Origin of the sequence: Sphingobacterium sp. UBA5639 (genome assembly GCF_002421245.1) — a bacterium.
Classification (GTDB): domain Bacteria; phylum Bacteroidota; class Bacteroidia; order Sphingobacteriales; family Sphingobacteriaceae; genus Sphingobacterium; species Sphingobacterium multivorum.
The window spans coordinates 300,899-327,772 of record NZ_DIJR01000037.1 but is presented as its reverse complement, the minus strand read 5'-3'; the positions used below and the strand labels follow the sequence as shown (position 1 = coordinate 327,772).

At 37.5% G+C, this 26,874-nt stretch carries 26 protein-coding genes; 15 read left to right on the top strand and 11 right to left on the bottom strand.

The window, feature by feature from the left end; translation table 11 throughout:
• The first annotated feature begins 1,837 nt into the window (after positions 1 to 1,837).
• Together nadA and thiL are read left to right on the top strand one after the other, a co-directional pair.
• Entirely contained in the window at positions 1,838 to 2,833 is a 996-nt protein-coding gene (nadA, locus tag B4Z90_RS24905) for a quinolinate synthase NadA (protein WP_070562663.1), read from the top strand.
• 225 nt (positions 2,834 to 3,058) lie between these two features.
• Positions 3,059 to 4,111, top strand: a complete 1,053-nt coding sequence (gene thiL, locus B4Z90_RS24900; protein WP_159333484.1) for a thiamine-phosphate kinase — start codon at positions 3,059 to 3,061, stop codon at positions 4,109 to 4,111.
• Between the two features lie 33 nt (positions 4,112 to 4,144).
• Here thiL and B4Z90_RS24895 read toward each other — a convergent pair whose 3' ends face one another.
• Positions 4,145 to 4,933 (bottom strand): segregation and condensation protein A, encoded by a 789-nt coding sequence (locus B4Z90_RS24895; protein ID WP_159333485.1) that lies wholly within the window; start codon positions 4,931 to 4,933, stop codon positions 4,145 to 4,147.
• A 159-nt stretch (positions 4,934 to 5,092) separates the two neighbouring features.
• Here B4Z90_RS24895 and dxs point away from each other — a divergent pair, with 159 nt between their 5' ends.
• A complete protein-coding gene (dxs, locus tag B4Z90_RS24890; protein WP_159333486.1) occupies positions 5,093 to 7,021 on the top strand; it encodes a 1-deoxy-D-xylulose-5-phosphate synthase in 1,929 nt (642 codons plus the stop codon).
• 545 nt (positions 7,022 to 7,566) lie between these two features.
• Positions 7,567 to 8,991, top strand: coding sequence for a chromosomal replication initiator protein DnaA (gene dnaA, locus B4Z90_RS24885; RefSeq protein ID WP_046672557.1), 1,425 nt, complete (start codon positions 7,567 to 7,569; stop codon positions 8,989 to 8,991).
• A 149-nt stretch (positions 8,992 to 9,140) separates the two neighbouring features.
• On the opposite strand, the gene B4Z90_RS24880 is transcribed toward dnaA, so the two are convergent.
• From B4Z90_RS24880 to B4Z90_RS24850, 7 genes are all read right to left on the bottom strand, one after another.
• Complete coding sequence (locus B4Z90_RS24880) at positions 9,141 to 9,542, bottom strand: hypothetical protein (protein ID WP_070562646.1); 402 nt, start codon at positions 9,540 to 9,542, stop codon at positions 9,141 to 9,143.
• Between the two features lie 54 nt (positions 9,543 to 9,596).
• Positions 9,597 to 9,980, bottom strand: coding sequence for a hypothetical protein (locus tag B4Z90_RS24875; RefSeq protein ID WP_112375167.1), 384 nt, complete (start codon positions 9,978 to 9,980; stop codon positions 9,597 to 9,599).
• A gap of 346 nt (positions 9,981 to 10,326) precedes the next feature.
• A complete protein-coding gene (locus tag B4Z90_RS24870; RefSeq protein WP_286803613.1) occupies positions 10,327 to 10,695 on the bottom strand; it encodes a hypothetical protein in 369 nt (122 codons plus the stop codon).
• Positions 10,696 to 10,856: 161 nt separating this feature from the next.
• Positions 10,857 to 11,906 (bottom strand): tetraacyldisaccharide 4'-kinase, encoded by a 1,050-nt coding sequence (gene lpxK, locus B4Z90_RS24865; RefSeq protein WP_070562637.1) that lies wholly within the window; start codon positions 11,904 to 11,906, stop codon positions 10,857 to 10,859.
• Positions 11,903 to 12,373: a gliding motility lipoprotein GldH gene (locus B4Z90_RS24860; protein ID WP_070562634.1), complete on the bottom strand. Its 471-nt coding sequence runs from the start codon at positions 12,371 to 12,373 to the stop codon at positions 11,903 to 11,905. Before B4Z90_RS24860 ends, lpxK begins: the two co-directional genes overlap by 4 nt.
• A gap of 53 nt (positions 12,374 to 12,426) precedes the next feature.
• Complete coding sequence (locus B4Z90_RS24855) at positions 12,427 to 13,800, bottom strand: PSP1 domain-containing protein (protein WP_172462425.1); 1,374 nt, start codon at positions 13,798 to 13,800, stop codon at positions 12,427 to 12,429.
• Positions 13,801 to 13,810: 10 nt separating this feature from the next.
• Entirely contained in the window at positions 13,811 to 14,953 is a 1,143-nt protein-coding gene (locus B4Z90_RS24850; protein WP_070562628.1) for an ATP-binding protein, read from the bottom strand.
• Between the two features lie 209 nt (positions 14,954 to 15,162).
• On the opposite strand from B4Z90_RS24850, the gene dnaN reads away from it, so the two are divergent.
• The 9 genes from dnaN to B4Z90_RS24805 all read left to right on the top strand — a co-directional run bounded on the left by dnaN (position 15,163) and on the right by B4Z90_RS24805 (position 22,444).
• Positions 15,163 to 16,284, top strand: coding sequence for a DNA polymerase III subunit beta (gene dnaN / locus B4Z90_RS24845; protein WP_046672565.1), 1,122 nt, complete (start codon positions 15,163 to 15,165; stop codon positions 16,282 to 16,284).
• A gap of 13 nt (positions 16,285 to 16,297) precedes the next feature.
• On the top strand, positions 16,298 to 16,960 hold the full coding sequence (locus tag B4Z90_RS24840) for a DedA family protein (protein WP_083295820.1): 663 nt from the start codon (positions 16,298 to 16,300) through the stop codon (positions 16,958 to 16,960).
• A gap of 27 nt (positions 16,961 to 16,987) precedes the next feature.
• On the top strand, positions 16,988 to 17,635 hold the full coding sequence (locus tag B4Z90_RS24835; protein WP_286803611.1) for a DedA family protein: 648 nt from the start codon (positions 16,988 to 16,990) through the stop codon (positions 17,633 to 17,635).
• 167 nt (positions 17,636 to 17,802) lie between these two features.
• On the top strand, positions 17,803 to 18,375 hold the full coding sequence (locus tag B4Z90_RS24830; RefSeq protein WP_070562622.1) for a CAP domain-containing protein: 573 nt from the start codon (positions 17,803 to 17,805) through the stop codon (positions 18,373 to 18,375).
• Positions 18,376 to 18,470: 95 nt separating this feature from the next.
• On the top strand, positions 18,471 to 19,334 hold the full coding sequence (locus B4Z90_RS24825; RefSeq protein WP_286803609.1) for a YicC/YloC family endoribonuclease: 864 nt from the start codon (positions 18,471 to 18,473) through the stop codon (positions 19,332 to 19,334).
• A 2-nt stretch (positions 19,335 to 19,336) separates the two neighbouring features.
• Positions 19,337 to 19,906 carry a guanylate kinase gene (gene gmk, locus B4Z90_RS24820; protein ID WP_070562620.1) on the top strand — a complete coding sequence of 190 codons (570 nt, stop codon included), beginning with the start codon at positions 19,337 to 19,339 and terminating at the stop codon, positions 19,904 to 19,906.
• A 4-nt stretch (positions 19,907 to 19,910) separates the two neighbouring features.
• Entirely contained in the window at positions 19,911 to 20,486 is a 576-nt protein-coding gene (gene nadD / locus B4Z90_RS24815) for a nicotinate (nicotinamide) nucleotide adenylyltransferase (RefSeq protein WP_070562618.1), read from the top strand.
• Between the two features lie 302 nt (positions 20,487 to 20,788).
• The gene (locus tag B4Z90_RS24810) at positions 20,789 to 21,544 is read left to right on the top strand and encodes a hypothetical protein (RefSeq protein WP_139144915.1); all 756 of its coding nucleotides are present in this window, start codon (positions 20,789 to 20,791) and stop codon (positions 21,542 to 21,544) included.
• A gap of 60 nt (positions 21,545 to 21,604) precedes the next feature.
• A complete protein-coding gene (locus tag B4Z90_RS24805) occupies positions 21,605 to 22,444 on the top strand; it encodes an SUMF1/EgtB/PvdO family nonheme iron enzyme (RefSeq protein WP_083295818.1) in 840 nt (279 codons plus the stop codon).
• A gap of 26 nt (positions 22,445 to 22,470) precedes the next feature.
• Here the strand turns inward: B4Z90_RS24805 and B4Z90_RS24800 are convergent, their stop codons facing one another.
• Genes B4Z90_RS24800 through kduI form a run of 3 tightly spaced genes read right to left on the bottom strand, consistent with a single transcriptional unit; the run spans position 22,471 to position 25,209 of the window.
• Positions 22,471 to 23,235 carry an SDR family oxidoreductase gene (locus B4Z90_RS24800; RefSeq protein ID WP_172462444.1) on the bottom strand — a complete coding sequence of 255 codons (765 nt, stop codon included), beginning with the start codon at positions 23,233 to 23,235 and terminating at the stop codon, positions 22,471 to 22,473.
• 5 nt (positions 23,236 to 23,240) lie between these two features.
• Positions 23,241 to 24,362, bottom strand: a complete 1,122-nt coding sequence (locus tag B4Z90_RS24795) for a DUF4861 family protein (protein ID WP_070562610.1) — start codon at positions 24,360 to 24,362, stop codon at positions 23,241 to 23,243.
• Position 24,363: 1 nt separating this feature from the next.
• Entirely contained in the window at positions 24,364 to 25,209 is an 846-nt protein-coding gene (gene kduI, locus B4Z90_RS24790) for a 5-dehydro-4-deoxy-D-glucuronate isomerase (RefSeq protein WP_070562607.1), read from the bottom strand.
• Positions 25,210 to 25,794: 585 nt separating this feature from the next.
• On the opposite strand from kduI, the gene surE reads away from it, so the two are divergent.
• Positions 25,795 to 26,595, top strand: coding sequence for a 5'/3'-nucleotidase SurE (gene surE / locus B4Z90_RS24785; RefSeq protein ID WP_046672576.1), 801 nt, complete (start codon positions 25,795 to 25,797; stop codon positions 26,593 to 26,595).
• Positions 26,585 to 26,845 (top strand): hypothetical protein, encoded by a 261-nt coding sequence (locus B4Z90_RS24780; RefSeq protein ID WP_070562604.1) that lies wholly within the window; start codon positions 26,585 to 26,587, stop codon positions 26,843 to 26,845. Before surE ends, B4Z90_RS24780 begins: the two co-directional genes overlap by 11 nt.
• The last annotated feature ends 29 nt before the right edge of the window (positions 26,846 to 26,874 follow it).

Genomic DNA, 26,874 nt, shown 5'->3' with positions numbered 1-26,874 from the left:
ATCTTACTATATTTGCAGCCCAACATCGGTTAAATGGAGGAAATATCCAAATTTAGATCAGTGACATTAGAATATTTTGGATTATTGCTATCTGGCAATTTTTTAGATCATTCTCAGGGTTTATTTTTCTAAAATTAAGCTCTTATAGATTGAATATATTTTGTTGATTCGTTATTTGTATGGAATATTTAATTCTAAGCGAGTTTGTCGTTTTTAAAGCGCTTTATCAGTTGCATATTTAGTATTTTTTTTAATATTATCTATATATTTGAATCTCGAGTACTATAAATCCGCAAATTTTAATGCAAATTTTAGAAATGGCTAAATTTTGAATAATTTATTTTTTATTTTATATGAATTAATATCTTTTAAGTTATACATTTTGAGTTTATTGTAATTTATGCGATAGTTATTGCCAGATGATTATTCTAGCGGGATATACGCTCCGATTGTGTTATATTGAGTTTAGAATAGAGCTATTTAAAGGATTTTTATCTAGATACAAGGTATTATTAACTTTATTTTGTGTTATTTCGACTGAATTTGTGATTGCTGTAAAATTTCCTGTAATTAGATAGCAAAAAAAGTTTTATTAAGCTTCTTAGAATTAAATAAAAGCACTACTCTAGATCACAGCGGTCAATTTTTAATTCTCATCCAGTTTATTTTGGATACTATACACATTATTTTAGTCGGATTTCAATTTGCGGGAATTAGTGCCTTTTAAAGTCGCTTCTACTCGACTCATTTGATCTTTTTATAAATATCTAATTCTTATCGTGTTTATTCTGAATTATTTTATTCAACCCTATTAGGCCTGATCCGATAAATTTATCCCTGTTATATTCCTATATTCATTTTTACAGGCTAATAATTCTTATATATGCTATTCTCGACGGGTTTATTTTGGAAATAATGCCTCCTATTGGTTATTTGCGGCGTATTATGATTTAGGAAAATTGATTTTGGTCCTACGCTGGTCATCGTTGCTGTATGAGTTGGCAAATGAGAATATATAAACTTCAGCTACTCGCGATTAGAATGCCATATATTGGTTAGGCAGTGATAAAATATGCTATAGACGATTCTAAGAGCCTTTATTTCATTTTCGGTGCTATTTTTATGCTTTCCGTGCTGCACGTATAGACAATTCTCTCAAAATTTGCGAAAATAAACTCGCTGAGAATTTGATATAAAATTATATCAATCCAAGATTTATTAATCTATCCTATACGGCCTCAAAACCGTTTTCTTATCTGAAATGTTAATAAATAAAGCTTCCTTTTGTGCCATATTTTTCATTGTTTTGTAATATGCCTAAAAACGTTTCTTAGGCTACGAAAGTAAGTTATGGATGAAACTGATTTTCGAAGATCGAAATAATGTGAAATAAACCCTTTCAGTTTTTGTTATAAACGAAGAGCTTGAATAGTTTTCCAAATATCCAAGTCTAAAAGAGTTTATATGGGCATAACACTGTATAATTAAACTGTATATAAATTAATTTAACTATTAAGGTTTGTTAATGTTTGTTTTGCATGATCAAGTACATATATTGCTGTCAGTTCTACAAAATCATGTAATTGGACAAAAGTCGCCATTGTTCGATCAAATTTACAAACTTACATTATCCAATGAGCTCGACTTAAAAAACACGTTGTAATCTGTTACTAATTAATAATAGGTTTTATATCAGTGTTTTATTCACTATAATCTACTAATGGATCAAATGGAAGCGAGAGCTATATTACCACGACTTGATTAATTTGCTTTTAATTGACTTTTATATATATAACAATGCTTATTTTTGTTGCTCATAAAAGTTGAAACTACTCGCATGGAAATTGTAAATTATGAGCTTCAAGCAAAAGGTTATATCGATGCTCCGATTGATCCCTCACTGGATTTGATTAAAGAGATCCAACGCTTAAAGAAAGAAAAGAAGGCTGTCATCTTGGCTCACTATTATCAAGAGTCTGAAATACAAGATATAGCAGATTATATAGGAGATAGTCTTGGCTTATCGCAGGAAGCTGCGAAAACCGATGCAGATGTAATTGTTTTTGCTGGAGTACATTTCATGGCTGAGACGGCTAAAATACTTTCACCGACGAAGAAGGTTCTTTTGCCAGATGCTAAAGCCGGTTGTTCATTGTCAGATTCATGCCCACCACATCTTTTTGCTAAATTTAAAGAGCAATATCCTGATCATTTGGTGATTACCTATGTAAATTGTACGGCTGAATTGAAAGCTCTTTCAGATATTGTATGCACATCAAGCAACGCTGTTCAGATTGTTGAGAGTCTTCCGGAGGATCAGAAAATCATTTTCGGTCCAGATCGCAACCTAGGTGCATATGTTAAGAAGAAAACAGGACGTGACCTGGTACTTTGGAATGGAGCTTGTATGGTGCATGAAATTTTTTCTCAAGATAAAATTGACCGTTTGAAAAGCGAGCACCCCGAGGCTAAGTTTATTGCCCATCCAGAGTGTGAAGATCATATACTCGCGATAGCTGATTATGTGGGATCGACTGCTGGAATGCTTAAATTTACCCAAACAGATAAAGCCCAGGCTTATATTGTTGCTACAGAATCAGGCATTCTTTACCAAATGCAAAAAGCGAGTCCACATAAGACTTTTATTCCTGCTCCTCCTAATAATGCCTGTGCATGTAATGATTGTCCGCATATGAAGCTTAATACGCTTGAAAAGCTATACAACTGTCTAAAGTATGAGTCCCCTGAAATTCTTCTTACTGAGGATGTGATTCTTCGTGCACAACGTCCTATTGAACGTATGTTGGAAATATCAGCGCGCTTAGGACTATAGATTTGTTGTATTTTGCTACGATTAGCTATCGTAGATTATTGATTTTTAACGTAATACAAACAATTTTTATGAATGTTTGTCCTAGCTTGTAATTAAGACGCTTAGCTGGATAAGCATATAAATTCATTGGACTTATAGCTATACTTGTTTTGTAATGCCATCTTAATGCATCAGTCAAAGATGATTATCCGGCATTACCTATATTAAACTTTTAAACTTTTTAGCATGTTTGATTTTGATAATACCGAGCGGACCAATCTAGAGGAAATGGGCGAGTTTGGACTGATTGATTATATAAGTAAGGCTGTTGAATTGACAGAGAAATCCACTGTGAAGGGGATTGGGGATGATGCGGCTGTTTTAGATTTCGAAGGTAAGAAGACTTTGGTATCGACTGATCTATTGTTGGAAGGGATTCATTTTGATCTTAGGTATGTACCATTAAAACATTTAGGTTATAAAGCTGTTCAAGTCAATTTGAGCGATATTTATGCGATGAATGGAATAGCTTCTCAAATTACCTTTTCAATCGGTATGTCCTCTAAATTTCCATTAGAAGCCGTAGAGGAAATTTATCAAGGAGCTTTGATTGCCTGTAAGAAGTATAATGTCGATTTAATCGGGGGTGACACTTCGGCTTCAGCACAGGGGCTGGTTATTTCTGTGACAAGTATAGGCTATGCTGATGCAGATCAGATCGTTTATCGTAGTGGAGCACAGGAAGGAGATCTATTGTGTGTGTCCGGTGACCTCGGTGCAGCTTATATGGGCTTACAACTCTTGGAACGTGAGAAAGAGATTTATTTAGAAAATCCGAATGTACAACCTGATTTGGAAGGAAAGGATTATATCGTTGAACGCCAATTGAAACCTGAAGCCCGGAAAGACATTGTTGAATTATTTGCCAAGCTAGGGATCAAGCCCACAGCGATGATGGATATTTCGGACGGGCTTGCATCTGAAATTCTTCATATTTGCCGACAATCAGATAAAGGATGCCGATTATATGAGGAAAAAATTCCATTGGATCAGATGACTTATGATACGGGGCGGGAATTTGGCATTGATCCAACCGTAGCTGCACTTAATGGTGGTGAGGACTATGAGTTATTGTTTACAATAGCGCAATCGGATCACGATAAAATTAAGAATTTACCTGATATTAGTATTATTGGTTATATGACGCCAAGATCGGGAGGTTGTGAGATGATTTCCAAATCTGGGAATCTTTATCCGATAACGGCACAAGGCTGGAATGCATTTAAGAAAAAAGATTAATACGAAAAAGACCTGTTCAAAACAGGTCTTTTTTTATGCTTCTTCTTCCTCAAACAGGAGTTCCTCCGTCTCATTTGGATCTCTTTCACCTACATTGAAATTGTTATAGCCTAAGCCCACTTCGATCTGTAATAATCGCTGCTGGAGCATTTCGAGAATCGCTAAAAAGTTATAGACGAACTGTATTTTATTTTCTGAGTTTTTAAGAATTTCTTGAAAATCTAATTTTTTATTGATTTCAATCAGTTCGGCAATTGCTTTCTTCTGTTGTTCAATGGTGTATGGATATTTGACAACTGTATGGGTTACTTCAGGGGGACGATTACGGAATTGATACATCATTTGCTCGTAAATCATCATTAGACCATAGAGGTCGAAGCTATCCAAATTTTCTCCGGTAGAATCTAATTTTAGTCTTTGATGGATATCATAGCGTATGTTGCCTCGGCTGTATAGTTTGAGACGATTTTCTTCCAAGACTCTCAATTCTTCACAGGTCTCTTTAAATTGCTTATAGAGAATAAGTTTTTGAACAAGATCTTCTCTTAGATCGATTTCATTTTCATTGTCGTCCAGATCCAGACGAGGTAATAGCATTTTAGCTTTGATACGCATCAGTGTAGAAGCAACAAAGATAAACTCGCTTGCCATTTCCATATTGAGCGCTTGCATTTGGCTCACATACGATAAAAAATCATCTGTAATCTTTGAAATCGGTATATCGTGGATATTTAGTTCATCCCGTTCGATAAAAAATAATAATAAATCAAAAGGTCCCTCAAATTGAGGAAGCTTGATTTCGTAGCCTTCTTCTACTTGCATATCTTATACAAATTTACATATAAAATCTTTTGGAATAACTTCGATACAAACTATTCATTATTTTATTTGTTGTTCATCAATATGTAAATGCGATTTATTTTAAAGATTAAATAAAATTGTCGTTACTTTGTACGAACATATCATGTAAATAGCAGTACTATGCAGTTTGAGGCTGGAGAACTATTAAGTAAAATAAACGATCCCTCTGATCTTAAAAAGCTAAAGGAAGACCAATTAGAACAGTTAAGTCAGGAATTACGTCAATTTATTATTGATCAGGTTTCGGTTAATGGTGGTCACTTTGCAGCAAGTTTGGGAGTCGTCGAGTTAACGGTGGCGTTACATTACGTAATGAATACCCCATACGATCAATTGATTTGGGATGTAGGTCATCAGGCTTATGGGCATAAAATCCTAACGGGGCGTCGCGATATATTTCATACAAATCGAATTGAGAACGGAATTTCGGGTTTTCCTAACCGTTTTGAATCTCAATACGATGCATTTGGTGTTGGACACTCGTCAACATCTATTTCTGCAGCATTAGGCATGGCAGTCGCTTCCCAAATAAAGGGTGAAAAGGATCGTCAGCATATCGCGGTTATCGGTGATGGTGCCTTGACTGGTGGAATGGCATTTGAAGCACTTAATCATGCCGGTATTTCGAAATCAAACCTTTTGGTTATTCTGAATGACAACTGCATGTCCATTGACCCTAATGTAGGCGCATTGAAGGAGTATTTGACAAGTATAACAACCTCCAAGCGCTATAATCGTTTTAGAGACGATATCGCAGCTGTATTGACCAAGATTTCGGAAGTTGGTCCAAATGCACTTGGTATTGCCAAAAAATTGGAAAAAAGCATAAAGGGAACTTTATTAAAAAATGCCAATCTCTTTGAATCTTTAAATTTTAGATATTTTGGACCGGTTGATGGGCATGATGTCAAGAAATTGGCTAAGACCCTTGAAGACCTTAAGCATATACCGGGGCCTAAATTATTGCATGCCGTCACCATCAAAGGAAAAGGTTTTGCGCTAGCTGAAAAAGATCAGACGAAATGGCATGCTCCAGGTCTATTCGATAAAATTACGGGTGAGATCAAGAAGTCTTTGAATGATAAACCGGTAGCACCTAAATTTCAAGATGTTTTTGGACATACTTTAGTTGAGCTTGCGGAAGAAAATGATAAGATTGTGGGGATCACGCCTGCAATGCCTTCTGGTTCTTCCATGAACATTATGATGAAAGCTATGCCTGGCCGTGCATTTGACGTTGGTATTGCTGAGCAGCATGCAGTTACATTCAGTGCGGGACTCGCAACACAGGGATTATTACCATTCTGTAATATCTATTCGTCGTTTATGCAACGCGCTTATGATCAAGTCATCCATGATGTTGCATTACAAAATCTGAATGTTGTTTTCTGTTTGGATCGTGCGGGAGTGGTCGGTGCGGATGGTGCGACACATCATGGCGCTTATGATATCGCTTTTATGCGCTGTGTTCCAAATATGACGGTTTCTGCGCCGATGAATGAGGAAGAGTTACGAAATTTAATGTATACAGCGCAGTTACCCAATAAAGGTCCGTTTGTTATTAGATATCCTAGAGGAAATGGTGTTATGCCAGACTGGCGTCGCCCATTTACAGAAATAGAAATAGGAAAGGGGCGTCTTATATCAGCAGGTGAGGAGCTTGCTATCTTAAGTTTTGGAGCGATAGGAAATGAAGCTGTTAAAGCGGTACAGCAGTTAAATGAACTGGGAATACATCCAGCGCATTATGATCTTCGATTTGCTAAACCATTGGATGAAGCTTTGCTTCATCAGGTCTTTCAGAAATTTGATAAAATTATCACGGTTGAAGATGGAAGTTTACAGGGGGGCATAGGTTCGGCTGTATTGGAGTTTATGGCCGATCACGGATATCATAGCCAGGTTGTTCGTTTGGGTATTCCGGATAAGATCATTGAGCATGCTGAACAAAATGCACAGTGGAAGCATGCACACTACGATGCTGATGCTATCGTATCAGAAGCCAAAAAACTTTGCAATGGAAAATTGACCAGCTCAATGGTCGGATAAGAGCTATACATTTGAAAAATGAAAAAGGAGATCNNGATCTCCTTTTTCATTTTTCAAGGGTAGGGATGTTTGAATTTAGAACTCATCTCATCTGTTACAATTTGTTTTTTTCTGTCCTATAATCCGCATTGATTTTTGTTTTAAGGTTGTGCGTAAATAACTTTAATAGTCCTCTGACAATGATGTTAAGTTGGCTTTAAATTCTTATAAATTTAATATTAAAAATATATGAACTAAAGATTGTAATTAGCTATTATTTTGGTTAATTTAGATTTAGACCTTAAGGACTGATAGGTAGTAAGTTTGCTACTTTTTTTGTTCTTTTTTTTGAAATAAATTTGGAATGTTAATAATTATTTTTAGAGATCAATTTTAGCGCTAGTTTTCCACAATTTTACACGGTAAAATACTGATATATAATGTATTATCAATTATTTTATATTTTAGTTTTTTAGCTGATTTTTTTTTGTCATCTTCGTTCTCAGAGAAAGTTATCAACATATTTTTTGTCGCGTATTGTAAATCAACTTATTAACAATTTTAGAATGGAAAAAACGTATTCAAGTGTCTGGAATAATTGTCTTTCGATTATCAAAGATAATATACCAGCACAAAGTTTCAAGACCTGGTTTGAACCTGTGAAAGCAGTCCGTTTGGAGGGTGACGTTTTGACTATTCAAGTGCCTAGCTTATTTTTTTATGAGTGGTTGGAAGAACACTATGTAGGAATTCTTCGCAAGACCGTAAAGAAATTCCTAGGAGAACAAGGTAGATTGGAATACAATATTGTAGTGGAGAAGTCTTCAGCTTCTCATCCTTATACGACTAATCTTCCATCGAATGGCAATGGAGCAGAAGGGAAAAGGCAATCTATCCCTGTGCCGGTATCTTTAAATAGGGATATCAAAAATCCGTTTGTTATTCCTGGATTGAAAAAATTGCAGGTTGATCCGCAATTGAATCAAAACTATACATTCGAAAATTTTATCGAAGGTGAGTGTAACCGTCTTGCTCGTTCTGCAGGATATGCTGTGGCGAATAAACCGGGTGGTACTTCATTCAACCCTTTGATGATTTATGGTGATGTTGGTTTAGGAAAGACACACCTTGCCCAAGCAATCGGAAATGAAATCAAGAGAAATCTTCCCGATAAACTGGTCATTTATGTGTCTTGTGAAAAATTCTGTCAACAGTTTGTGGATTCATTGAAAAATAACACAATCAATGACTTCGTTAACTTTTATCAAGCAATGGATGTCATCATTATGGATGATGTGCATAATTTTGCTGGTAAAGAAAAAACACAGGATATTTTCTTCCATATTTTTAATCATTTGCATCAATCTGGAAAGCAGATTATTTTAACTTCAGACAAGGCACCTAAGGATTTAGCTGGTTTGGAGGAACGTTTGCTTAGTCGTTTTAAATGGGGGTTATCTGCAGATATTCAGATTCCTGATCTTGAGACGAGAATGGCAATTTTGAAGAAGAAGATGTATTCTGACGGTATTGACTTACCTGAAAATGTAGTGGAATATGTCGCAACACAAATCGATAACAGTGTTCGTGAATTGGAAGGAGCTATGGTTTCATTATTGGCTCAATCTACATTGAACAAGAAAGAGATCGATTTGGGTTTAGCAAAATCGATGTTGAAGAACTTTGTGAAGAATACCCATAAGGAAATTTCAATGGATTTTATTCAGAAATTAGTTTGTGAATATTTTGAAGTTCCTGTAGATATGGTAAAGTCGAAAGTTAGGAAGCGTGAAATCGTGCAGGCCAGGCAAATTTCGATGTATTTAGCAAAAGCTCATACCAAATCTTCACTAAAATCGATCGGAGCTTTCTTCGGAGGAAGAGACCACTCGACAGTCATTTATGCATGTCAAACCGTAGAGGATTTAATTGAAACTGACAAGAAATTTAAGACTTATGTAAGTGACATTATGAAAAAATTGAAATCTTAATGTCAATTACCGTAAGCAGTAAACAAAAGGGGCTGTCCAAGATGATTGGATAGCCCTTTTTTAATGCATTTAAGCTCTTGTAAGGTATTAAAAAACCTCTGGACATAATCTAGTCTAGAGGTTTTTCATTCTTAATAGAACGATTGTTGTTATTGATTGCTCTGTCCGTTGCCGGATTCGTTTTGTTCAGTTTTTTCTTGAGTCGCAGGAATACTTACTGGGGGTCTCTCTGTGACATATTTCTGATAAGCTGTCTTTTGTTCATCGGTGAGCAGTTGTGCTATCTTAGTATCGGATTCACCTTGAATTTTGGTTATGCTTTCCTTTTTGGCATCAGCTGTAGCTGTCGCGTCCTGGATAACGGCTGCAATAGCCTTTTCTTGGTTTAATACGATGGTTGACACAGCTGTTTTTTGCTCTTCGTTTAATGTTAGCTTTGTCACTAATTCGGTCACCACTTTGGTTGCATTCTCTTCTGGGGTTGTTTGTTGTGCAAATGTTAGGCTCATTGCTAGAAAGAAACCTATACCTGTTAAAAATAGCTTTTTCATGATGTTTAATTTTAGATGAAATTATTCAATGTTTATTCTCTATTTTTTTCACTATTAACGCGTGGGGTCAGTTGTTACTGGTTGTTTTGTCCCAGGGGCTGATTTCGCCGGTCTCTCAGCAATTATTTTTTGGTAAAGTGCTTTTTGATCCTCGGTTAGCAGCTGGCTGACTTTGGTGTCTACCTCGCTTTGAAGCTTATTTAGTGCTTCATTTTTTACTTCAGCAGAGGAGCTACTGTCTTTTGTTATCGTTTGCTCGGTTTTTGCCTGATCCAATAATATAGTTGATACTGCAGTCTTTTGCTCATCATTCAGATTCAGTTTCTGAACAAGTTCAGTTGTTGCTTTTGCCGCAGTTTCCTCCGGAGTACCCTGTTGGGCAAATGTTAGGCTGAGGGCCAAAAAGAATCCGATTCCTGTTAAAATTAGCTTTTTCATATCTATTGTATTTAAAAAGTTACAATTAAACTGTTTTACTATAAAACTTTGAATTGGTATTTATATTGTATTAAAGTTGTTACTTTAACAAATTTTTAACACAGGATAATGTGTTAATAGATTGTAAAACAATACGTTGGTTTTGTTTAGGATAAACAAAACAAGGTAACGATGATTTATCCGATGCCGGATATCTTGTTCGGCGCGATCACCTCGTGATGATTAAAATATACTGCATTGACTAAGACTTGTATGGGTAAATAATGGTATACACAAAATAGATACAAGCAATAAAAAAGGCCCCTGTACATAAAACAAGAGCCTTTCTTTAAAAGAATTTTAATCATTAATTATCGGAACGTTTAGACATTCTTTCCTTCATTTTTTCTTGTTGTTCGTCAAATAACTTACCTTGTTCGGGACTAAGCCAAGATTTGATCTTAGCTGTTTGTATTTCCTGAAGCTGTTTGAATTTTTCCATATTTGCCTTGCGATCTCTGCCATCGTTTCGAAGAGCAGCCCGTTGTTGCGCTTGGGTCAATGTAAGGTTATAGATCGAATCCTTTTGTGTTTGATTGAGGCTAAGTAATTTGTCAAGATGCTCTACACGCATTTTAGCTTGTTCCTCAGGACTGCGTTGTTGACGTTGTTGCGCAAAAACTCCTGTAGCGCTTAATAATAAACAGGCTACTGCCATTAAAATTTTCTTTTTCATCTTTGTATAGTTTATATCATGAATGCCAATCATTGTAATTGTGCACTCTATTTGTTTATTGTCCATCCCTATGGACCGAAAAGACTTTTAAATAGTTTCGTTTACCTATTGAATATAAATTTGAGGAAAAAGTCTAGTATAGCAATTTATCTTAACAAAATTTAAGGTTGATTAACACTTTGAGCTACTGCATTATGGATTGTTTTAAGGAATAGTTCTTTATGGATAGGATCATGAAATTGTAGGCCTATTGGAAGATAGGCCAAATCAATAGCCGCCAATTGTTGTTGAAATGGTTTTAACCGCTGAAAGTCTTTTTCGGTAGTCAACAGCATTTTGTTACTACTAGCTAGGCTTCGGTAGGATTTTGTAATTTGTTCAATATCTGATTCACTAAAAGTATGATGATCCCCAAAAGATAGGTGTTTGACCAAATTTGCCTTCTTTTTGATATAATCCACGAGCGGTTGCGGTTTGGCAATGCCTGTAACCAAAATAACATCGCTGTCGTTGAAATCGATCGTATTTCCGACGCTGTCAATGGCTTGAAAGTAATTTATATGGCTAAAAGTAATTAATGCGTTCTTATTATAGCGTCTGATTTTATGTTCTATACGCTTTTTATCAGGGTTCGAGAGATCTATTGGACATTTGGTAATTGTTATAATCTGCGCCCGTTTGGCTTCAATCAGTAAGTCCCTAAAGTTTCCTGTAGGAAAAACAAACATGGGACTACCAAATGATAAAAAATCAAACAATAGAATATTAAAAAGCGGCGATAATTTTCGATGCTGATAGGCATCATCCAGAATAATCAGTTGATGATCTGATTGAAGTTTTTCTATTCCCGTACAGCGGTCTTCACAAACCGCAACGGTAACCGATGGAAATTTATTTTTGAATTGTAAGGGTTCATCGCCAACATTGTTTGCTAGCGAATCGGTCTTTACCAAATGAAATCCGCTAGTCACCCGCCCATAGCCTCGACTAAGTATTGCTGTTTTATACTGATCTTTGAGGCTCGAAACAACAAATTCAGTCATTGGGCTTTTTCCTGTACCTCCGACAGAAAGGTTACCGATTACAATCGTGGGAATTTCAAATGACTTTGAGCTGAGCAGCTTGAAATCGTATAGTCTATTTCTTAGCCATACGATTAAGCCGTATAGGATCGAAAAGGGGAATAATAGATAACGTAAAAAAGCAATCATTTTGGAATAACCGTTAGTCCGACGTCGGTGATTTCTTTCAACGGATTTTCTTTCATATTCTGCATGATGGAAATAGTATACATACCTGTATCCGGAAATAGGTAATCTTTATGGATTATGGATTGGTTATTATATAAGCTCCCTGAGGATTTTCCGAGCCATTTTCCATCGGATCGAGCCATTTTTATTTCTTTGCGGAAAATAGATTGCTTCTTATCTGGACCACGTTGGTAGATCAGGATAAAAAGGTTCGAAAAGGCATATTCCGGTGTATGACGGACATCCATTAATACATCATATCGTTTGGCTTTATCGCTAATATGAAATTGAAAGCTAGACGGTGATGTATTCAACCAAGCTTTATTATCAATGGGTTTGTTATCATTTATAATGGAAGTCTGTTCACAAGAACCCCCTATGCAAATACATAATATACCAATAAGAAATGGTGTGCGTTTGAGTCTCATGTTTATTTATAAAAAGAATATGCCTAATGGGTTAAAATTAGGCATATTTTTTTTTATTCTGCTTTTGGAGCAGCATTGTTGTTATTACCTTTGTTTTTATTCCGATGGCGGTTAAAACGTTTCTTTGGTCTATTCCCACCTTCTTTATTGTCTTTATTCACCGTAGGTGCTGTAGAATCGTTCGCTACCTGAGGTTTTCCCCCTTGTTTGGGTGGATTTGGGTCCGACTTTTCAGTCTTTTGTCCAGCCTTATTTTCCGGTTTGACTGTGTTGCTTTTTGATTTTCTTTTTTTCTTTCTTTTATTCCGATCATCAAGTCGCGTTAAGCTATCTTGGCCGACCACATTTTCATAATCGTAGTTGATATTTTTCTCTTCTCTGACTTCATCGTTATCTACTGCACTCGAAATAGCTTCCGGTTTGATTCCCTGCTTATTCATTTCGACAAGCTCTTTGACTTGTTGAACGGGGATGGCAATCCAATTTTCAGCTCCAGGAAAAGAGAACCACATCATTTTCTTGAAGATATCGGTCTTTTGAAGATAAGCAACTCCTTTTTGTGTTTCGATGCGGTCGATATTATTTGGGATGTCTTTTAAAGCATCCATGTAGCTATCCAATTCATAATTGAGACAGCATTTTAATTTTCCGCATTGGCCCGCTAATTTTAACGTATTCAACGAAAGATTTTGATAACGTGCTGCCGATGTAGAAACCGTTTTGAAATCCGTTAACCAGGTTGAACAGCAAAGTTCGCGACCACAGGAGCCGATGCCACCGAGGCGGCTAGCTTCTTGTCGCATACCTATCTGGCGCATTTCTATGCGTATCCTGAAAGATTCGGCCATTTTTTTGATAAGCTCACGGAAATCCACGCGGCCCTCAGCTGTGTAGTAGAAGGTAGCCTTGGTTTTATCACCCTGGTAGTCAACATCAGAAATCTTCATGGACAAACCCAGGTCCAAAGCCAGTTTACGGGCTTTGTGCATCGTTTCCCATTCGAGATCTTTTGCTGCGTTATACTTCTCTACATCCATTTCATTGGGCTTCCGATAGATTTTTTTAGTTACCATTTCTGGGGTAACATTGTTCTTTTTTAATTGTAGTCTGACCAATTCACCTGTTAAGGAGACATGTCCGACATCATAGCCACCGGTAGAAGGTTCTACGACCACCATTTCCCCCATTTCTAGGTAGGTATTGTCTACATTAATAAAGAAATCTTTTCGTGATCCCTTGAATCGTACTTCGACGATATTAAATGGTTTATAGTTTGAAGGCATATCCATATCGGAAAGCCAGTCATATACATCTAATTTATTACATCCGCTAGTCATGCAAGAGCCATTGTTCTGACATCCTGCTGGTGTACCATTTGTCGTGGTAGTACCGCAACCTCCGCCGGATGAGCAACTGCCACATCCCATAGTTTTCTATTTATATATATTGAGTTCCTTTCGGAAACGTTTTGTACTTGTATATTAATGTTAACTGCAAAGATAAATCTAAAAATAATATTTTGGGATTTGCATTTCTTTCTACAAAATAATGTGTTTCCTCAAATAGATTTATTGTTGCTTCAATTTGTTCAACGGTATAGTGTACTGCAAATTTCTGAACAAAATCCAATTCTTTGGCCGGTAAGAACACTAAACTGGAAAGCCCTTCTTTGATTAATATAATTTGACGCATCATATTAATTGCATAAAAAAGAAAGCTTTTTTGGTTTTCTCGCCCCATTTTTGAGAGTTCTTCTTCCACTAACGAGATCATATTGGTTCCAGCATCTGAAACAATGAAACGCAACCAATTGACTAAAATGCCAAAATGATTATTTGTTTGCGATTGAATTTGATTCATGGCTTCTTGCAGGTTTCCATCCGCTATAAACGCAATTTCAGCTGATTCCTGATCCGAAAGATGATATACGCTCTTGAGATGTTGTGCGACCTCCATGTGATCCAACTTCTTTATTTTGACCAATTGCGTACGTGATATGATCGTATTTAATATTTTGTCCTGATTTTCTGCAACTAGAATAAAGAGCGTTTTTTCGGGTGGTTCTTCGATTAACTTTAACAGCGCATTGCCTTGTGTGTCCAAGTATTCGGGCAACCACATAATTAAAACTTTATATTCCGCTTCAAAGGACTTTAGGCTTAATTTTTTGATGATACCATGCGCCTCTGCAATATTGATATTCACCTGTTTATTGTCCGCATCCAACTGATTGCGCCAATATTCCAGTCCCATGTAGGGATTGGATAGAAAAGATTTTCGCCAGCTGTCCGCATAATCTGTTGCTGTATCTTCCTTATGCTTGGCTATAAAAGGATACGACATGTGAAGATCAGGGTGGATCAGTTTGCTATATTTTCGACACGATGGACATTCGCCACAACTGTCTGTCAATTGCCGGTTTTCGCAATTCAAAAACTGCGCATAAGCATAAGCAAGAGCAAGGCTGCCTGAACCCTCAGGACCAAGAAATAATTGCGCGTGACTCACACGGTTTTCTTGAACTGTGCGAACTAAATGTTCCTTGATGTCTTTGTGCCCAATGATCTCTTTAAACTGCATACAATACTGCTATTATACAAATGTAATAAATATTGTGATTTATTGGGCCCAATTTGCTTTCTATACTTTTGGCGCTGTGCTTATTAATTGAAATACAATTGCTTATTTGAACGATTGAAATCGCCTGATGTGGAAAGAAAGGCGCCCATAAAACTGAAAAATATTGATTAATTTGTGTATTATTGCACATAATAATTAGTATTCAGGAAATGAGATTCATTGTATCAACATCAATTTTATTAAAGCAGTTACAAGCTATCAATGGTGCATCCAGTACAAGTACTGTTTTGCCAATCTTGGAAAACTTTCTTTTTGAAATAAAAGACAATAACTTGACTATTTCTGCTACGGATCTGCAAACAAGTATGGTTACTTCTTTACAGATCGAAGCAAAGGAAGAGGGAAGAGTAGCCATGCCGTCGAAGATTTTGATCGAGACATTAAAAACTTTGCCAGATCAACCAGTAGCATTTTCAGTAGACATGAATACCTTGGCTATTGAGATCAGTGCCGGTGATGGGAAATATAAATTGAGTGGAGAGAATGCTGACGATTTTCCTAAAATTCCTTCAATAGATAATGGTTCAGTCATTCAGATGCCAGCGCCTATTCTGTCTGAAGCAATCAGTAAGACGATCTTTGCCGTCAGTAATGATGAGTTGAGGCCTGCTATGTCTGGTGTTTTGGTCCAATTAGCTGAAAAGAATGTGACTTTTGTCTCTACTGATGCGCACAAGTTAGTGCGTTATTCAAGAACGGATATCGGAGCGGAGAAACCCGCATCCCTTATTTTACCGAAAAAAGCACTTTCTTTACTTAAATCTTCATTGCCATCCGATGATATTACAGTATCTATTGAATATAATCAAACCAATGCATTCTTTAGTTTTGGTAATATCAATTTGATCTGTCGGTTGATTGATGAGCGTTATCCAGATTATGCTGCTGTAATTCCTCAAGTCAATCCAAATAAGTTGACTGTCGATAGACTATTGTTTTTAAATACATTGAGACGGGTGGTGATTTTCGCTAATAAAACCACACATCAGGTTCGCCTGAAGATCTCGGGTAGTGAATTGCATATCTCTGCAGAAGATCTTGATTTCTCGAATGAAGCGCATGAACGTTTATCCTGTCAATTTGAAGGCGATGATATGGAAATTGGTTTCAACGCTAAATTCTTGGTCGAGATGTTAAATAACTTGGAAAGTGAAGAAGTTGTTTTGGAGATGAGTACGCCAAATCGTGCTGGTTTATTGATTCCGGCTGTATCTGAAGATCATGAAGATATTTTGATGTTGGTGATGCCGGTTATGTTAAACAACGCTTAATCGTCTTTTCGCTTTGGAAATAGTTACGCATCTTATTGACTTTATTCTCCATATCGATAAACATTTGGTTGAAATAGTCAATGATTATCAGACTTGGACATACCTTATTCTGTTTCTCATCATTTTTGTAGAAACTGGAGTGGTTGTAATGCCTTTTTTACCAGGAGATTCGTTGTTGTTTGCTGCAGGTATGCTTGCCGCACAACCGAATGATCTTAACGTATGGTTGATGATTCTCATTTTATTGATCGCCGCAGTTTCTGGAGATTCCTTAAATTATGCTATCGGTAAACATTTTGGTATGCGCCTTACAAGATTTAAGCTCTTTGGTAAACAGGTTGTCAAAGACGAGCAAATTGCCAAAACACATTCTTTTTATGAGAAATATGGCAGTAAAACAATTGTTATCGCTCGCTTTGTACCAATCGTACGGACCTTGGCGCCTTTTGTTGGTGGTATTGGAAGGATGAATTATGGTACTTTCATTACCTATAATGTCGTAGGTGCCGTCTTGTGGGTGGGAGGTATAACCCTAGCAGGATACTTTTTAGGAAATATCCCTATTATAAGAGATAACTTCTCGAAGGTCGTATTGATTATTATTTTTATATCCATATTGCCAATAATCTTCGAGCTTGTAAAAGAAAAGATAAAAACTAAAAAGGGAATCCAATAAGATTCCCTTTTTTTATAGATCAAAAAAATGGAATTCATTTCACAGCTTATTGATTTTATCCTGCATATCGATCAGCATCTATTGCAACTGATCAATAGTTATGAAAATTGGACTTATCTGATTTTGTTTTTAATCATTTTTGCGGAGACAGGATTTGTTGTTACCCCATTCCTCCCTGGTGACTCCGTTTTATTTGCCTTGGGAGCAATCATTGCCCGTCCGGATTGTCAGCTTTCCTTACCATTATTTATAGTCATTCTTATTTTTGCCGCTATCTTCGGTGATTTTGTGAATTATGAAATTGGCAAATATTTTGGAGTTCGGGTTTTTAAGCCTGGATCAAGGTTATTTAAACCGGCTTATCTGCAAAAAACGCAAGATTTCTATGCTAAGCATGGAACAAGGACTATTGTATATGCCCAATTCGTACCGATTATAAGGACTTTTGCACCATTTGTGGCAGGCATTGGCCGTATGCCCTATACAACCTTCGGGAAATATAATATACTTGGGGGCATATTATGGGTTTCATTATTTATTTTGGCTGGCTATTATTTTGGACAAATACCATTTTTTAAGCATAATTTTTCCCTTGTTATTTTGGCGGTTATCTTTATTAGCTTAATACCCATGCTTATACAGTTTTTTTCGCAGACAAAAACAAAAAAAGATTAAACGTTACATACTAAATGCAGTCTTTTAAGGTTAAAGGATTGGTACGAAATATCCCTATCAAAAAGTACAAACATTGCCTATAAACAAGAGGTTAGACTCTATAAAAGCGAAGGGGAGACGATAGTTTGGATATCTCGTCAGCTCACTCAAGAAGATATTATTTACGTATGAACTATTTGGTTTTAGCATTTACCCTGCTTTTTACACAGTCTATTTTTGCCCAACGTATCGTTGTCGATCATCATCAGGCGACCGAGGCCTATGAATTACTGAACAAAATCCGTACGAATCCAGAACGGTATAAGAAAGAGCTGAAGCTCTTCAACTTGCAGAAGATTAAACGGACCAAACTCAATTGGAATAAGGAGTTGGCGGAGGTTGCAGTTTATCGGGCAAAAGATATGGCCAAGCGCTCCTATTTTGACCATGTTTCACCTGAGGGGTATGGACCAAATTATTTCATTGACGAAGCCGGATATCAACTTAACCCAACATGGCTGTCCAAACGAAATGCAAACAATTTTGAGTCTATTGCGGCCAACCGATCTAGTGCTACCGCTGGCATTAAGGCTCTAATTATTGGAAAGGAAGCTCCGGGTTATCATCATCGCACACATTTACTGGGCATGGATCAGTGGAATGCTTCGCTATACGATGTCGGAATTGGTTACGTCGAGTGTAAAGGTGCCAAACCTTATGAAAGTTATTTAGTTGTTATCATAGCCAAGCACGACTGGTAGATAAATGAAAGGTAATTTGGGGAGTATCAGCAATTAATCGACGCAGGGTATTCAATTTTTACTGAAAAGTCATACCTTTGCATATGATAAAATCCATGACAGGATATGGCACGGCTTCCGCTGATAACGGTAAAGTTAAATATAGTGTCGAAATAAAGTCCTTAAATTCAAAATTCCTTGAATTAAATCTTCGCTTGCCCAAAGTTGTTTCGGACAAAGAATTGACCCTGCGCACTGAGAGCAGTAAACTTATTGAGCGTGGTAAAGTGAACATGAATGTAACTGTTGAATACACGGATCAAACGGCGAAGGCATCTTCTATTAATGCTGATTTACTCAAAAAATATTACAGTCAATTGCAGCAGATCGCTTTGGAACTTAACGATACCAATGTCAATCTGTTTGAACTGGCGTTAAATATGCCTGAGGTAATTACCAATAATGATGATTCCGTTGATGACGAAGAATCCAAAGTATTGATGGATGCTTTCTATGATGCGGTCAAACGTTTTACTACATTTCGTGAAGACGAGGGTAATGTGCTTGCTGGAGATTTAAAGAAGCGCGCGGAGCTTATTTTAACTTACCTTGGAGAAGTAGAGGCCTTAGAAGTAGAACGTATTCCTTTGATCAGACAGCGTATTGAACAATTTTTAAATGATACGGTGGGTAAAGATAATGTGGATCAGAACCGATTTGAACAGGAGTTGGTTTACTACATTGACAAATTGGATGTGACCGAAGAAAAAGTCCGATTGCGCGCCCATTGCAATTACTTTTTAAAGGCATTTGATTCTGCGGATTCAAACGGGAAAAAATTGGGATTTATTTCACAAGAAATGGGGCGGGAGATCAATACCTTAGGTTCCAAAGCTAACCATGCCGGCATTCAACAGATCGTGGTCAGAATGAAAGAAGAATTGGAAAAAATAAAAGAGCAATTGCTCAACGTATTATAAGAATGAGCGGTAAATTAATTATATTCTCGGCACCATCGGGAGCTGGAAAAACGACAATAGTAAGAGATCTTTTAAGTAAACACGGTGATAAGATTGAATTTTCCATTTCAGCAAGTACACGTGATCCAAGAGGGCAGGAGGTAAATGGAAAGGACTACTATTTTATGTCGAAAGAAGAATTTTTGCATAAGGTAGCAAAACAGGAGTTTATCGAATTTGAGGAAGTATATTCAGGGACTTTCTATGGTACTTTGCGTTCAGAAATTGAGCGTATTTGGAAAGAAGGTAAACATGTTATTTTTGATATCGACGTTGTCGGTGGATTACGTTTGAAATCAAAATTCCCAGAACAGGCAATTTCTATTTTCGTACAACCGCCATCATTGGAGGTGCTTAAGGAGCGTTTGACAGGACGTGGAACGGATTCGGAAGAAAAGCTGAAAGAGCGTTTTGCGAAAGCAGAATTGGAACTTACCTATGCCAATAAATTTGATGTCATATTGAACAATTTTGATTTAGCTACAGCATGTGCCGATGCGGAAGAAATTGTCATGGGATTTATCAATAAATAAGTTCATGCGAAAGATTGGTTTGTTTTTTGGTTCTTTTAATCCGGTGCATATAGGGCATTTGATTATAGCTAACTATATGGCCAATTTTACTGGACTTGACGAAGTTTGGTTTGTGGTCTCTCCACAGAATCCATTTAAAAAGAAGTCCACCTTAGCAGACCCTTATGACCGTTTGGAAATGCTAAATCTGGCTTTGGAAGACTGTGATCATTTGAAAGTAAGTGACATTGAATTCCATTTGCCAATACCATCGTATACCATCGATACCTTAACGCATCTTAGCGAGAAATATCCAAACCGGGAATTTGTGCTACTTATGGGACAAGACAATTTGGAATCGCTGGAAAAGTGGAAGAATGCGGATATTATCTTGCGTGATTACCAGATTTATGTTTATCCTAGACCAGGGTTCGATAATGAAAAATTTAAAGATCATCCCGCTATCACGATGACCGACACCCCACTAATGGAATTATCCTCTACCTTTTTGCGAAATGCAATCAAGGAAAACAAGAATATTCAATTCTTTACACCTAAAAAGGTGATTGAATTTATTGATAAGAAAGGTTTATATTCTTGATATAAATGGAAGTAAATGAAGCATGATATCCCCGGGTTTTATTAAATCCGGGGATTTTTGTTTGTAGCTATCTCAAGAAAATATTAAGGAATAATTTTTTGCAGGAATAATATTTCACTTTTAAGCTCAGATAAGACGATCTTTAATGAATAATTAAAATAGCCTGGAAATAAAAGCAATCATTCGTGAGAACCTGTTTTTTTACCTATCAGGCTTGTTTAGTTAGCGGTATGAGTCTCAAGTTTAATTCTGGGCTTTTTGGGGAGGTTTATGATAGAGAAAAATATATTAATTCGTATGCTATGAGAAAAATCGTTTTATTGTTTATGTGTTTCGTGTATTGGGGGACCGGTTTGGCACAGACGGATAGTGCGGATGACAATAGTCTTTTTATAGATCCTGCTGCTATTGAGCTGCGGAGCAAAATGACCATACCGCCTTACGGTTTGGACAAAGTAAAAGCATTAATTTCAACAATAATCCCCGAAGAAGATAAGGAAACAACAGATGCGGGAATAAATGCGATTTCAGCCGTTGATTTTAAAAAGCTAACGCTGCGTGAAAAGTTCACCTATACCATGATTCATGCCGAGCTATATGCGCAAAATTGTGCTATACCCGAGTACCAGACACAGATCGACAAAAAAATATTTGCTACATTATTGGACGGCTTTAATGAATCCTCTTGGTCGCAAAGACAGACTGATTTTTTGCAGGAAAATAGGGATTCGGTGATGAAGCTTATTCAGGAATCTGTTGTCCGGAGCAAACGGATGGGGGTAAATTATAAGCATGCCATAGTGGAGATTAATGGCTGGCAGATGATCCCTTTTATTGTTGATTATGCCAAGAAAACACCAAAGGATAAAGATGCATTGACGTTGCTGTTATTACTGATGAAACGTGGTGAATACAGTGAATTTATAAAATCCAGTTCATTTAAAAAGTTGTATGGAGAGGACAGTAATTATTATTCGTATCTAAATTACAACAAAGAAAATGAGGCGCTGATCTTTAGTCGGGCGCTTAAATATTACGATGAGAAAAAAAGCAAGTAGTGCAGTTGGATTTTTAGTATTCGAAACGTCAAATTTGTATTATAACAAACGGCAAGGAGAATGAGGAAATTATTCTATTTGATAGGATTGATTGTTTTACATCTCCAATGTGAAGCCCAAGCTGGAAACTATATCCAAATTCCAGCTGGAGACTATCATTTGGGCGATACAGCAAGCTTAGATAATCCCAAAAGAACAGTGCATATCGAATCGTTCTGGATCTCGAAATTTGAGCTGACGAATGCCGAATTTGAAAAATTCGTTCAGGCAACGGGTTACAAGACATTAGCAGAACGCTACCATAATGCCATGGTCTTTGAGCCTGGCCTGGCGGAGTTTCGCTGGTTGCAGGATAGTACGGCCTATTGGCGCTTTCCGAATGGTGTAATTCGTGGCGGAATTGCGGCCAAGATGGATCACCCAGTTACCTGTATCTCTTATAAAGATGTGCTGGCCTATTGTACATGGGCAAATTGTAGATTGCCATCTTTTGATGAGTGGGAGGTGGCAGCTAGAGCCGGAAGCGAAGACTATTATTTTGAAGGTTTCAGTAAAGAGAATATGGGCGATTATGCAAATGTATGGCATGGTAGAGATCATTTGAAAGCTGATTATTCCGATGGTTATCTCTATACTTCTCCGGTCGGAAAATTCAAACCCAATCCATGGGGACTTTATGATATCTTTGGTAATGTATTTGAATTTTGCACCGGAAAGCTCGAAAGAGATGGCGACCGCTCTATTGCACATGCCCGTGGAGGGTCCTGGTGGTGTAGTAAAAATAGCTGTGCCGCTTTTAATACCGTATATATAGGTTCAGTTAGTCCCAATGCATCTTTTAGTAATCTGGGATTTAGAATTGTAAAAAAAGCCTTTACTCCTGAGAATAAAGACTTTTAAAACAAACTCATCGTAAAGATTGACTTTTATCTTCCCATCCAGCCACCATCGACTGTTAGGATGGTTCCATGAACATAATCGGAAGCTTTTGAAGCGAGGAATACAGCTGGCCCCTTAAAATCTTCTGGAGTTCCCCAACGTCCTGCAGGTATACGGTCCAAAATGGACTTTGAGCGTTCGGGATCGTCTCTCAGAGCCTCGGTATTATCCGTGGCGATATACCCCGGAGCAAACCCGTTTACGTTGACACCTTTGGAAGCCCACTCATTTGCAAAAGCCTTTACCATGGATCCTACGGCACCTTTTGAAGCGGCATATCCTGGAACATTGATGCCACCTTGGAAAGTTAATAAAGAGGCTGTAAATACGATTTTTCCAGTTCCACGTGAAATCATGTCCTTTCCAATCTCGCGCGTCAATATAAACTGTGCATTTTGATTGATTTCGATGATTTCATCCCAGTATTCATCAGGATGCTCAGCGGCAGGTTTTCGAAGTATATTTCCGGCATTATTAAAAAGGATATCAATCGCAGGATGCGCTGATTTTACCTTTTCAATAAACGCGTAAAGCGCTGTCCGTTTGGCGAAATCACACTGGTAGGCATAGAAATTTCTGCCTAATGCTTTTACGGATTTTTCTACTGCGGAGCCTTCAATTTCCAATGACGCCGAAACGCCTATAATATCTGCCCCAGCTTCAGCCAATGCTTCGGCAATTGCCTTGCCAATTCCCCTTTTGCAGCCTGTTACCAAGGCTACTTTCCCACTTAAGTCAAAAGATTGCAGTATGGACATTATTTTGAATATTTTATTGTTAATGGTTGATCTAAATTGTTTTTGAATGTTTTTACATAAGACTGCCATTGCTCAAAATTCCCTATTTTGCCAGCTTTATTGAACGCAGCACCCGCAAAATAAACTAAGGGTTTATCATTTTTGACGGTGGTTGCCAGTAAAAATTGTTTTGGGCTATCTTTGAACACATACTTTACTTTTGGTAAAATAACGGCTGTTCCTGTAATTTTATCTCCTTCTGCAGGCTCCCAATAGGCTAAAATGCCATTCTTTACATCATTTAGAATTTGAGGTTTTTCCTCTTTTCTTTTAGCGATCCCCACAACAATTGGCGTAGCGGCAGCGGTTGTGTTTTTGATGGAATAGCTTATCTTGTTCAATTGACTCCCAGCGTCTAAAGAAACTGTTTTTTCGACTTGTAGCTGTTGACCCTTTACATTTTCCGGTTCATAAATAAGTTTGAATGTGGATCGTAGCGGACCATTGTCCAAGACCTCGTATTGACGATAATGCTTATGGTAAACGACCTGTTCGTCAATGAATGGCGTTGCATCGCCGACACCTAAGGTTTGTCCGACGGAATAATAATCTAATCCTTTGCCATGATCGGCATGATAGTCCCCAGTTTTATACCATTCGTCAACAATAAGATCATTGCTACGTTTTGCCCAGAAATCAAAACCTTGTGCATCCTCAGAGCTGCCTTCTAAAGCTTTTCCATAGGCTCTAAACGCTGCAATATCGTTTTCCCATGCAAAGTCATCTTTTCGTTCAGGGACGTATCTCGCATAAGTCTTTGGAGTGACAGTTGCGGGTTTATTTCCATTAACCCCAAAGGTTGTTGAGCTTCTAGGAGCAACGGTTATTTGAATCAAAATATTTTGTGCCGTCGGTTTTCCTAGTTTTTCAAGCTGATAGGCCAGTTCCTTTTTATCCTTGTCCACAATAGTAAATACACTGTTTTTTAATGCGAAGTGTTTTTCAAATGTGGTATAAGGGATACTGATCAACTCTGTTCTTGCGCTAGCGGAAGAGTTGTTTACAGTAATGGTTTTGTTGTTCTGCGCAAAAGCAACCGTTGAAAGCCCTAGCGCTAAACTCAATACGAGTGCTTTTTTCATATTACTTCAATTCTGTGATGGCACATTTGTCCATATCATCATAATCTAAATTTTCACCTGCCATTCCCCATATAAATGTATAATTGGACGTTCCAGCTCCTGAGTGAATTGACCATGGCGGTGAAATTACAGCCTGATCGTTGTGTATCCAAATATGGCGGGTTTCATCGATAGGTCCCATAAAATGTGATACAGCCTGACCTTCAGGTAATTCAAAGTAGAAATAGACTTCCATACGACGATCGTGGGTGTGGGATGGCATTGTATTCCATACAGATCCGGGTTTTAACTCAGTCATGCCCATCTGTAATTGGCAGGTTTGTACCACTTTGTTCAATAACATCTGGTTGATCGTACGGTGGTTGGCAGTTTCCAATGAACCCAATTCTAGTTTATTCGCATCTTCTTTCGTTACCTTTTTAGTTGGATAGCTGCAATGTGCAGGTGTAGAGTTTAAATAGAATTTTGCTGGTTTTGCAGCATCCTGGCTTGAAAAATAAACTTCCTGAGCACCTTGACCGATATAAAGGGCTTCTTTGGTATTGAGATCATAAATAATGCCGTCAACTTCGACTTGACCGTTCCCACCGACATTGATAATACCCAACTCTCTTCTAGAAAGGAAGTAAGGTTCTTTTAATAATGCGGGAATGGTGTCTAATTTGATTTTTGAGCTTACAGGCATTGCTCCACCGGCCATATAGCGATCGTAGTGGGTATAGACAAAATTAATTTTGTCTGCTTCAAAAACTGTTTCAATTAGAAAATTCTCCCTTAATCCTTGTGTATCTAAAGTTTTGTATTCCTTTGGCCCTATTGCATAGCGGGATTCAAAATTAATGCTCATAACTGAATTATTATTTTTGTTTGAATGCTAAATTTAGGGCTAATATTTGTCAATTGCGATACAATCTTACGCAAACGATGTCGTAGTGATCGGTTGGTTTTCCGAAAGCGGTAGCAACTTTAAGATAATCGACATGGCTATTATGACTGCAATATACTTCGACCAAATTCTACTTAATAACAGTTTTTAACCAATTTTTAAACAGTAATCAGTCAGTATTCCTTCAGTGTTCACTGAATGATCACTGAACAAGCACTGAACGAGCACTGAACAAGCACTGTCAAAACATCGAATTTGGTCACCATCTGATCCTCATTTGATGCGCCCAAATCTCATCGCTCTTTTCCGACTTCCATGTGTTCGTTTGAACCGCTGTTTTCCACAGTTGCTTTTACTGTTTGGCGTCCTAATGTGCGGCCTTTGCAGATAATAATTACCTGTTGTGTCAATATTATTTACATCTCGGTTTCAGATTTACTAACTTCGTGTATGGTAAAGAAGAAATTCCCATATTCTAAACGCATAAACACGGACCGAGAGGACTGGGGGTCCCTTATGACCATCTAAAAAGCAAATTATTTACATATGAAACCCAATATTTTAGTTGTTAACGATGACGGTATTACAGCGCCAGGTATTAAGGTGCTGTTGGAAGAGATGCAGAAAATCGGAAATGTAGTTGTCGTTGCTCCTGATTCGGCACAATCTGGAATGGGGCATGCCATTACACTTGGTAGGCCACTACGTTTGGATAAAATCAATTTATATGAAGGGGTTGAAATGTACCAGTGTTCAGGAACGCCAGTAGATTGTGTAAAACTTGCTGTAAATAAAGTTTTTAAAGGGCAAAAGCCTGATATATGTGTATCGGGGATCAATCATGGGCTCAACAATTCAATCAATGTTTTATATTCCGGTACGATGTCTGCTGCGGTAGAGGGGGCCATTGAAGGGATTCCTTCTGTGGGGTTTTCGCTTGACAATTTTTCTCACGATGCGGATTTTAGCTATTGCAGACCCTACGTGATTTCTATTGCCGAGCAGGTGCTGGCTAACGGTCTCCCTAAAAATACATTGCTGAATGTTAATTTTCCCCAAACAGCAGGTTTTAAAGGTATTAAAATTTGCCGACAGGCAGGAGGACATTGGGTAGAAGAATTTGATGAACGTATTGATCCACACAATCGTGATTATTATTGGACAACGGGTAAATTTGTCTTGCAGGACAGAGGAGAAGATACCGATAGTTTTGCATTGGCCAATGGTTATGTATCTGTCGTTCCGACACAGTTCGATATGACGGCACATCACGCCATTCCAGAATTGAATTCATGGAGCTTTGATCATTTGGGAAATACAAGGGGAGGCGATAAACGTGAAAAATAATAGCTGGATCGGATTGGGTATCGGTATTGTATCTCCAGTATTGGCTTATATTTTAGTACGTTTTACGGATCTTGAACTTCATTTTTTACCCGAGAAGCCTATGGCCATCTACACTATAGCTGTATTGGTTAATTTAGTGCTTTTACGTTTTGCGTATCGATCGGGGAAAGATCACCTGGGAAAAGGAATTATTGCAAGTACTTTTTTGGCTATGATACTATACCTGATCACGCATAGAATTACAGTTTGATTAAAATTCATAAACCCCATCTGACCGAC

What these genes read in the sequence shown, in the direction of transcription:
- nadA (WP_070562663.1), top strand. Translation starts at nt 1,838, where the DNA reads ATGGAAATTGTAAATTATGAGCTTCAAGCAAAAGGTTATATCGATGCT.
- thiL (WP_159333484.1), top strand. Translation starts at nt 3,059, where the DNA reads ATGTTTGATTTTGATAATACCGAGCGGACCAATCTAGAGGAAATGGGC.
- B4Z90_RS24895 (WP_159333485.1), bottom strand. Translation starts at nt 4,933, where the DNA reads ATGCAAGTAGAAGAAGGCTACGAAATCAAGCTTCCTCAATTTGAGGGA.
- dxs (WP_159333486.1), top strand. Translation starts at nt 5,093, where the DNA reads ATGCAGTTTGAGGCTGGAGAACTATTAAGTAAAATAAACGATCCCTCT.
- dnaA (WP_046672557.1), top strand. Translation starts at nt 7,567, where the DNA reads ATGGAAAAAACGTATTCAAGTGTCTGGAATAATTGTCTTTCGATTATC.
- B4Z90_RS24880 (WP_070562646.1), bottom strand. Translation starts at nt 9,542, where the DNA reads ATGAAAAAGCTATTTTTAACAGGTATAGGTTTCTTTCTAGCAATGAGC.
- B4Z90_RS24875 (WP_112375167.1), bottom strand. Translation starts at nt 9,980, where the DNA reads ATGAAAAAGCTAATTTTAACAGGAATCGGATTCTTTTTGGCCCTCAGC.
- B4Z90_RS24870 (WP_286803613.1), bottom strand. Translation starts at nt 10,695, where the DNA reads ATGAAAAAGAAAATTTTAATGGCAGTAGCCTGTTTATTATTAAGCGCT.
- lpxK (WP_070562637.1), bottom strand. Translation starts at nt 11,906, where the DNA reads ATGATTGCTTTTTTACGTTATCTATTATTCCCCTTTTCGATCCTATAC.
- B4Z90_RS24860 (WP_070562634.1), bottom strand. Translation starts at nt 12,373, where the DNA reads ATGAGACTCAAACGCACACCATTTCTTATTGGTATATTATGTATTTGC.
- B4Z90_RS24855 (WP_172462425.1), bottom strand. Translation starts at nt 13,800, where the DNA reads ATGGGATGTGGCAGTTGCTCATCCGGCGGAGGTTGCGGTACTACCACG.
- B4Z90_RS24850 (WP_070562628.1), bottom strand. Translation starts at nt 14,953, where the DNA reads ATGCAGTTTAAAGAGATCATTGGGCACAAAGACATCAAGGAACATTTA.
- dnaN (WP_046672565.1), top strand. Translation starts at nt 15,163, where the DNA reads ATGAGATTCATTGTATCAACATCAATTTTATTAAAGCAGTTACAAGCT.
- B4Z90_RS24835 (WP_286803611.1), top strand. Translation starts at nt 16,988, where the DNA reads ATGGAATTCATTTCACAGCTTATTGATTTTATCCTGCATATCGATCAG.
- B4Z90_RS24830 (WP_070562622.1), top strand. Translation starts at nt 17,803, where the DNA reads ATGAACTATTTGGTTTTAGCATTTACCCTGCTTTTTACACAGTCTATT.
- B4Z90_RS24825 (WP_286803609.1), top strand. Translation starts at nt 18,471, where the DNA reads ATGACAGGATATGGCACGGCTTCCGCTGATAACGGTAAAGTTAAATAT.
- gmk (WP_070562620.1), top strand. Translation starts at nt 19,337, where the DNA reads ATGAGCGGTAAATTAATTATATTCTCGGCACCATCGGGAGCTGGAAAA.
- nadD (WP_070562618.1), top strand. Translation starts at nt 19,911, where the DNA reads ATGCGAAAGATTGGTTTGTTTTTTGGTTCTTTTAATCCGGTGCATATA.
- B4Z90_RS24810 (WP_139144915.1), top strand. Translation starts at nt 20,789, where the DNA reads ATGAGAAAAATCGTTTTATTGTTTATGTGTTTCGTGTATTGGGGGACC.
- B4Z90_RS24805 (WP_083295818.1), top strand. Translation starts at nt 21,605, where the DNA reads ATGAGGAAATTATTCTATTTGATAGGATTGATTGTTTTACATCTCCAA.
- B4Z90_RS24795 (WP_070562610.1), bottom strand. Translation starts at nt 24,362, where the DNA reads ATGAAAAAAGCACTCGTATTGAGTTTAGCGCTAGGGCTTTCAACGGTT.
- kduI (WP_070562607.1), bottom strand. Translation starts at nt 25,209, where the DNA reads ATGAGCATTAATTTTGAATCCCGCTATGCAATAGGGCCAAAGGAATAC.
- surE (WP_046672576.1), top strand. Translation starts at nt 25,795, where the DNA reads ATGAAACCCAATATTTTAGTTGTTAACGATGACGGTATTACAGCGCCA.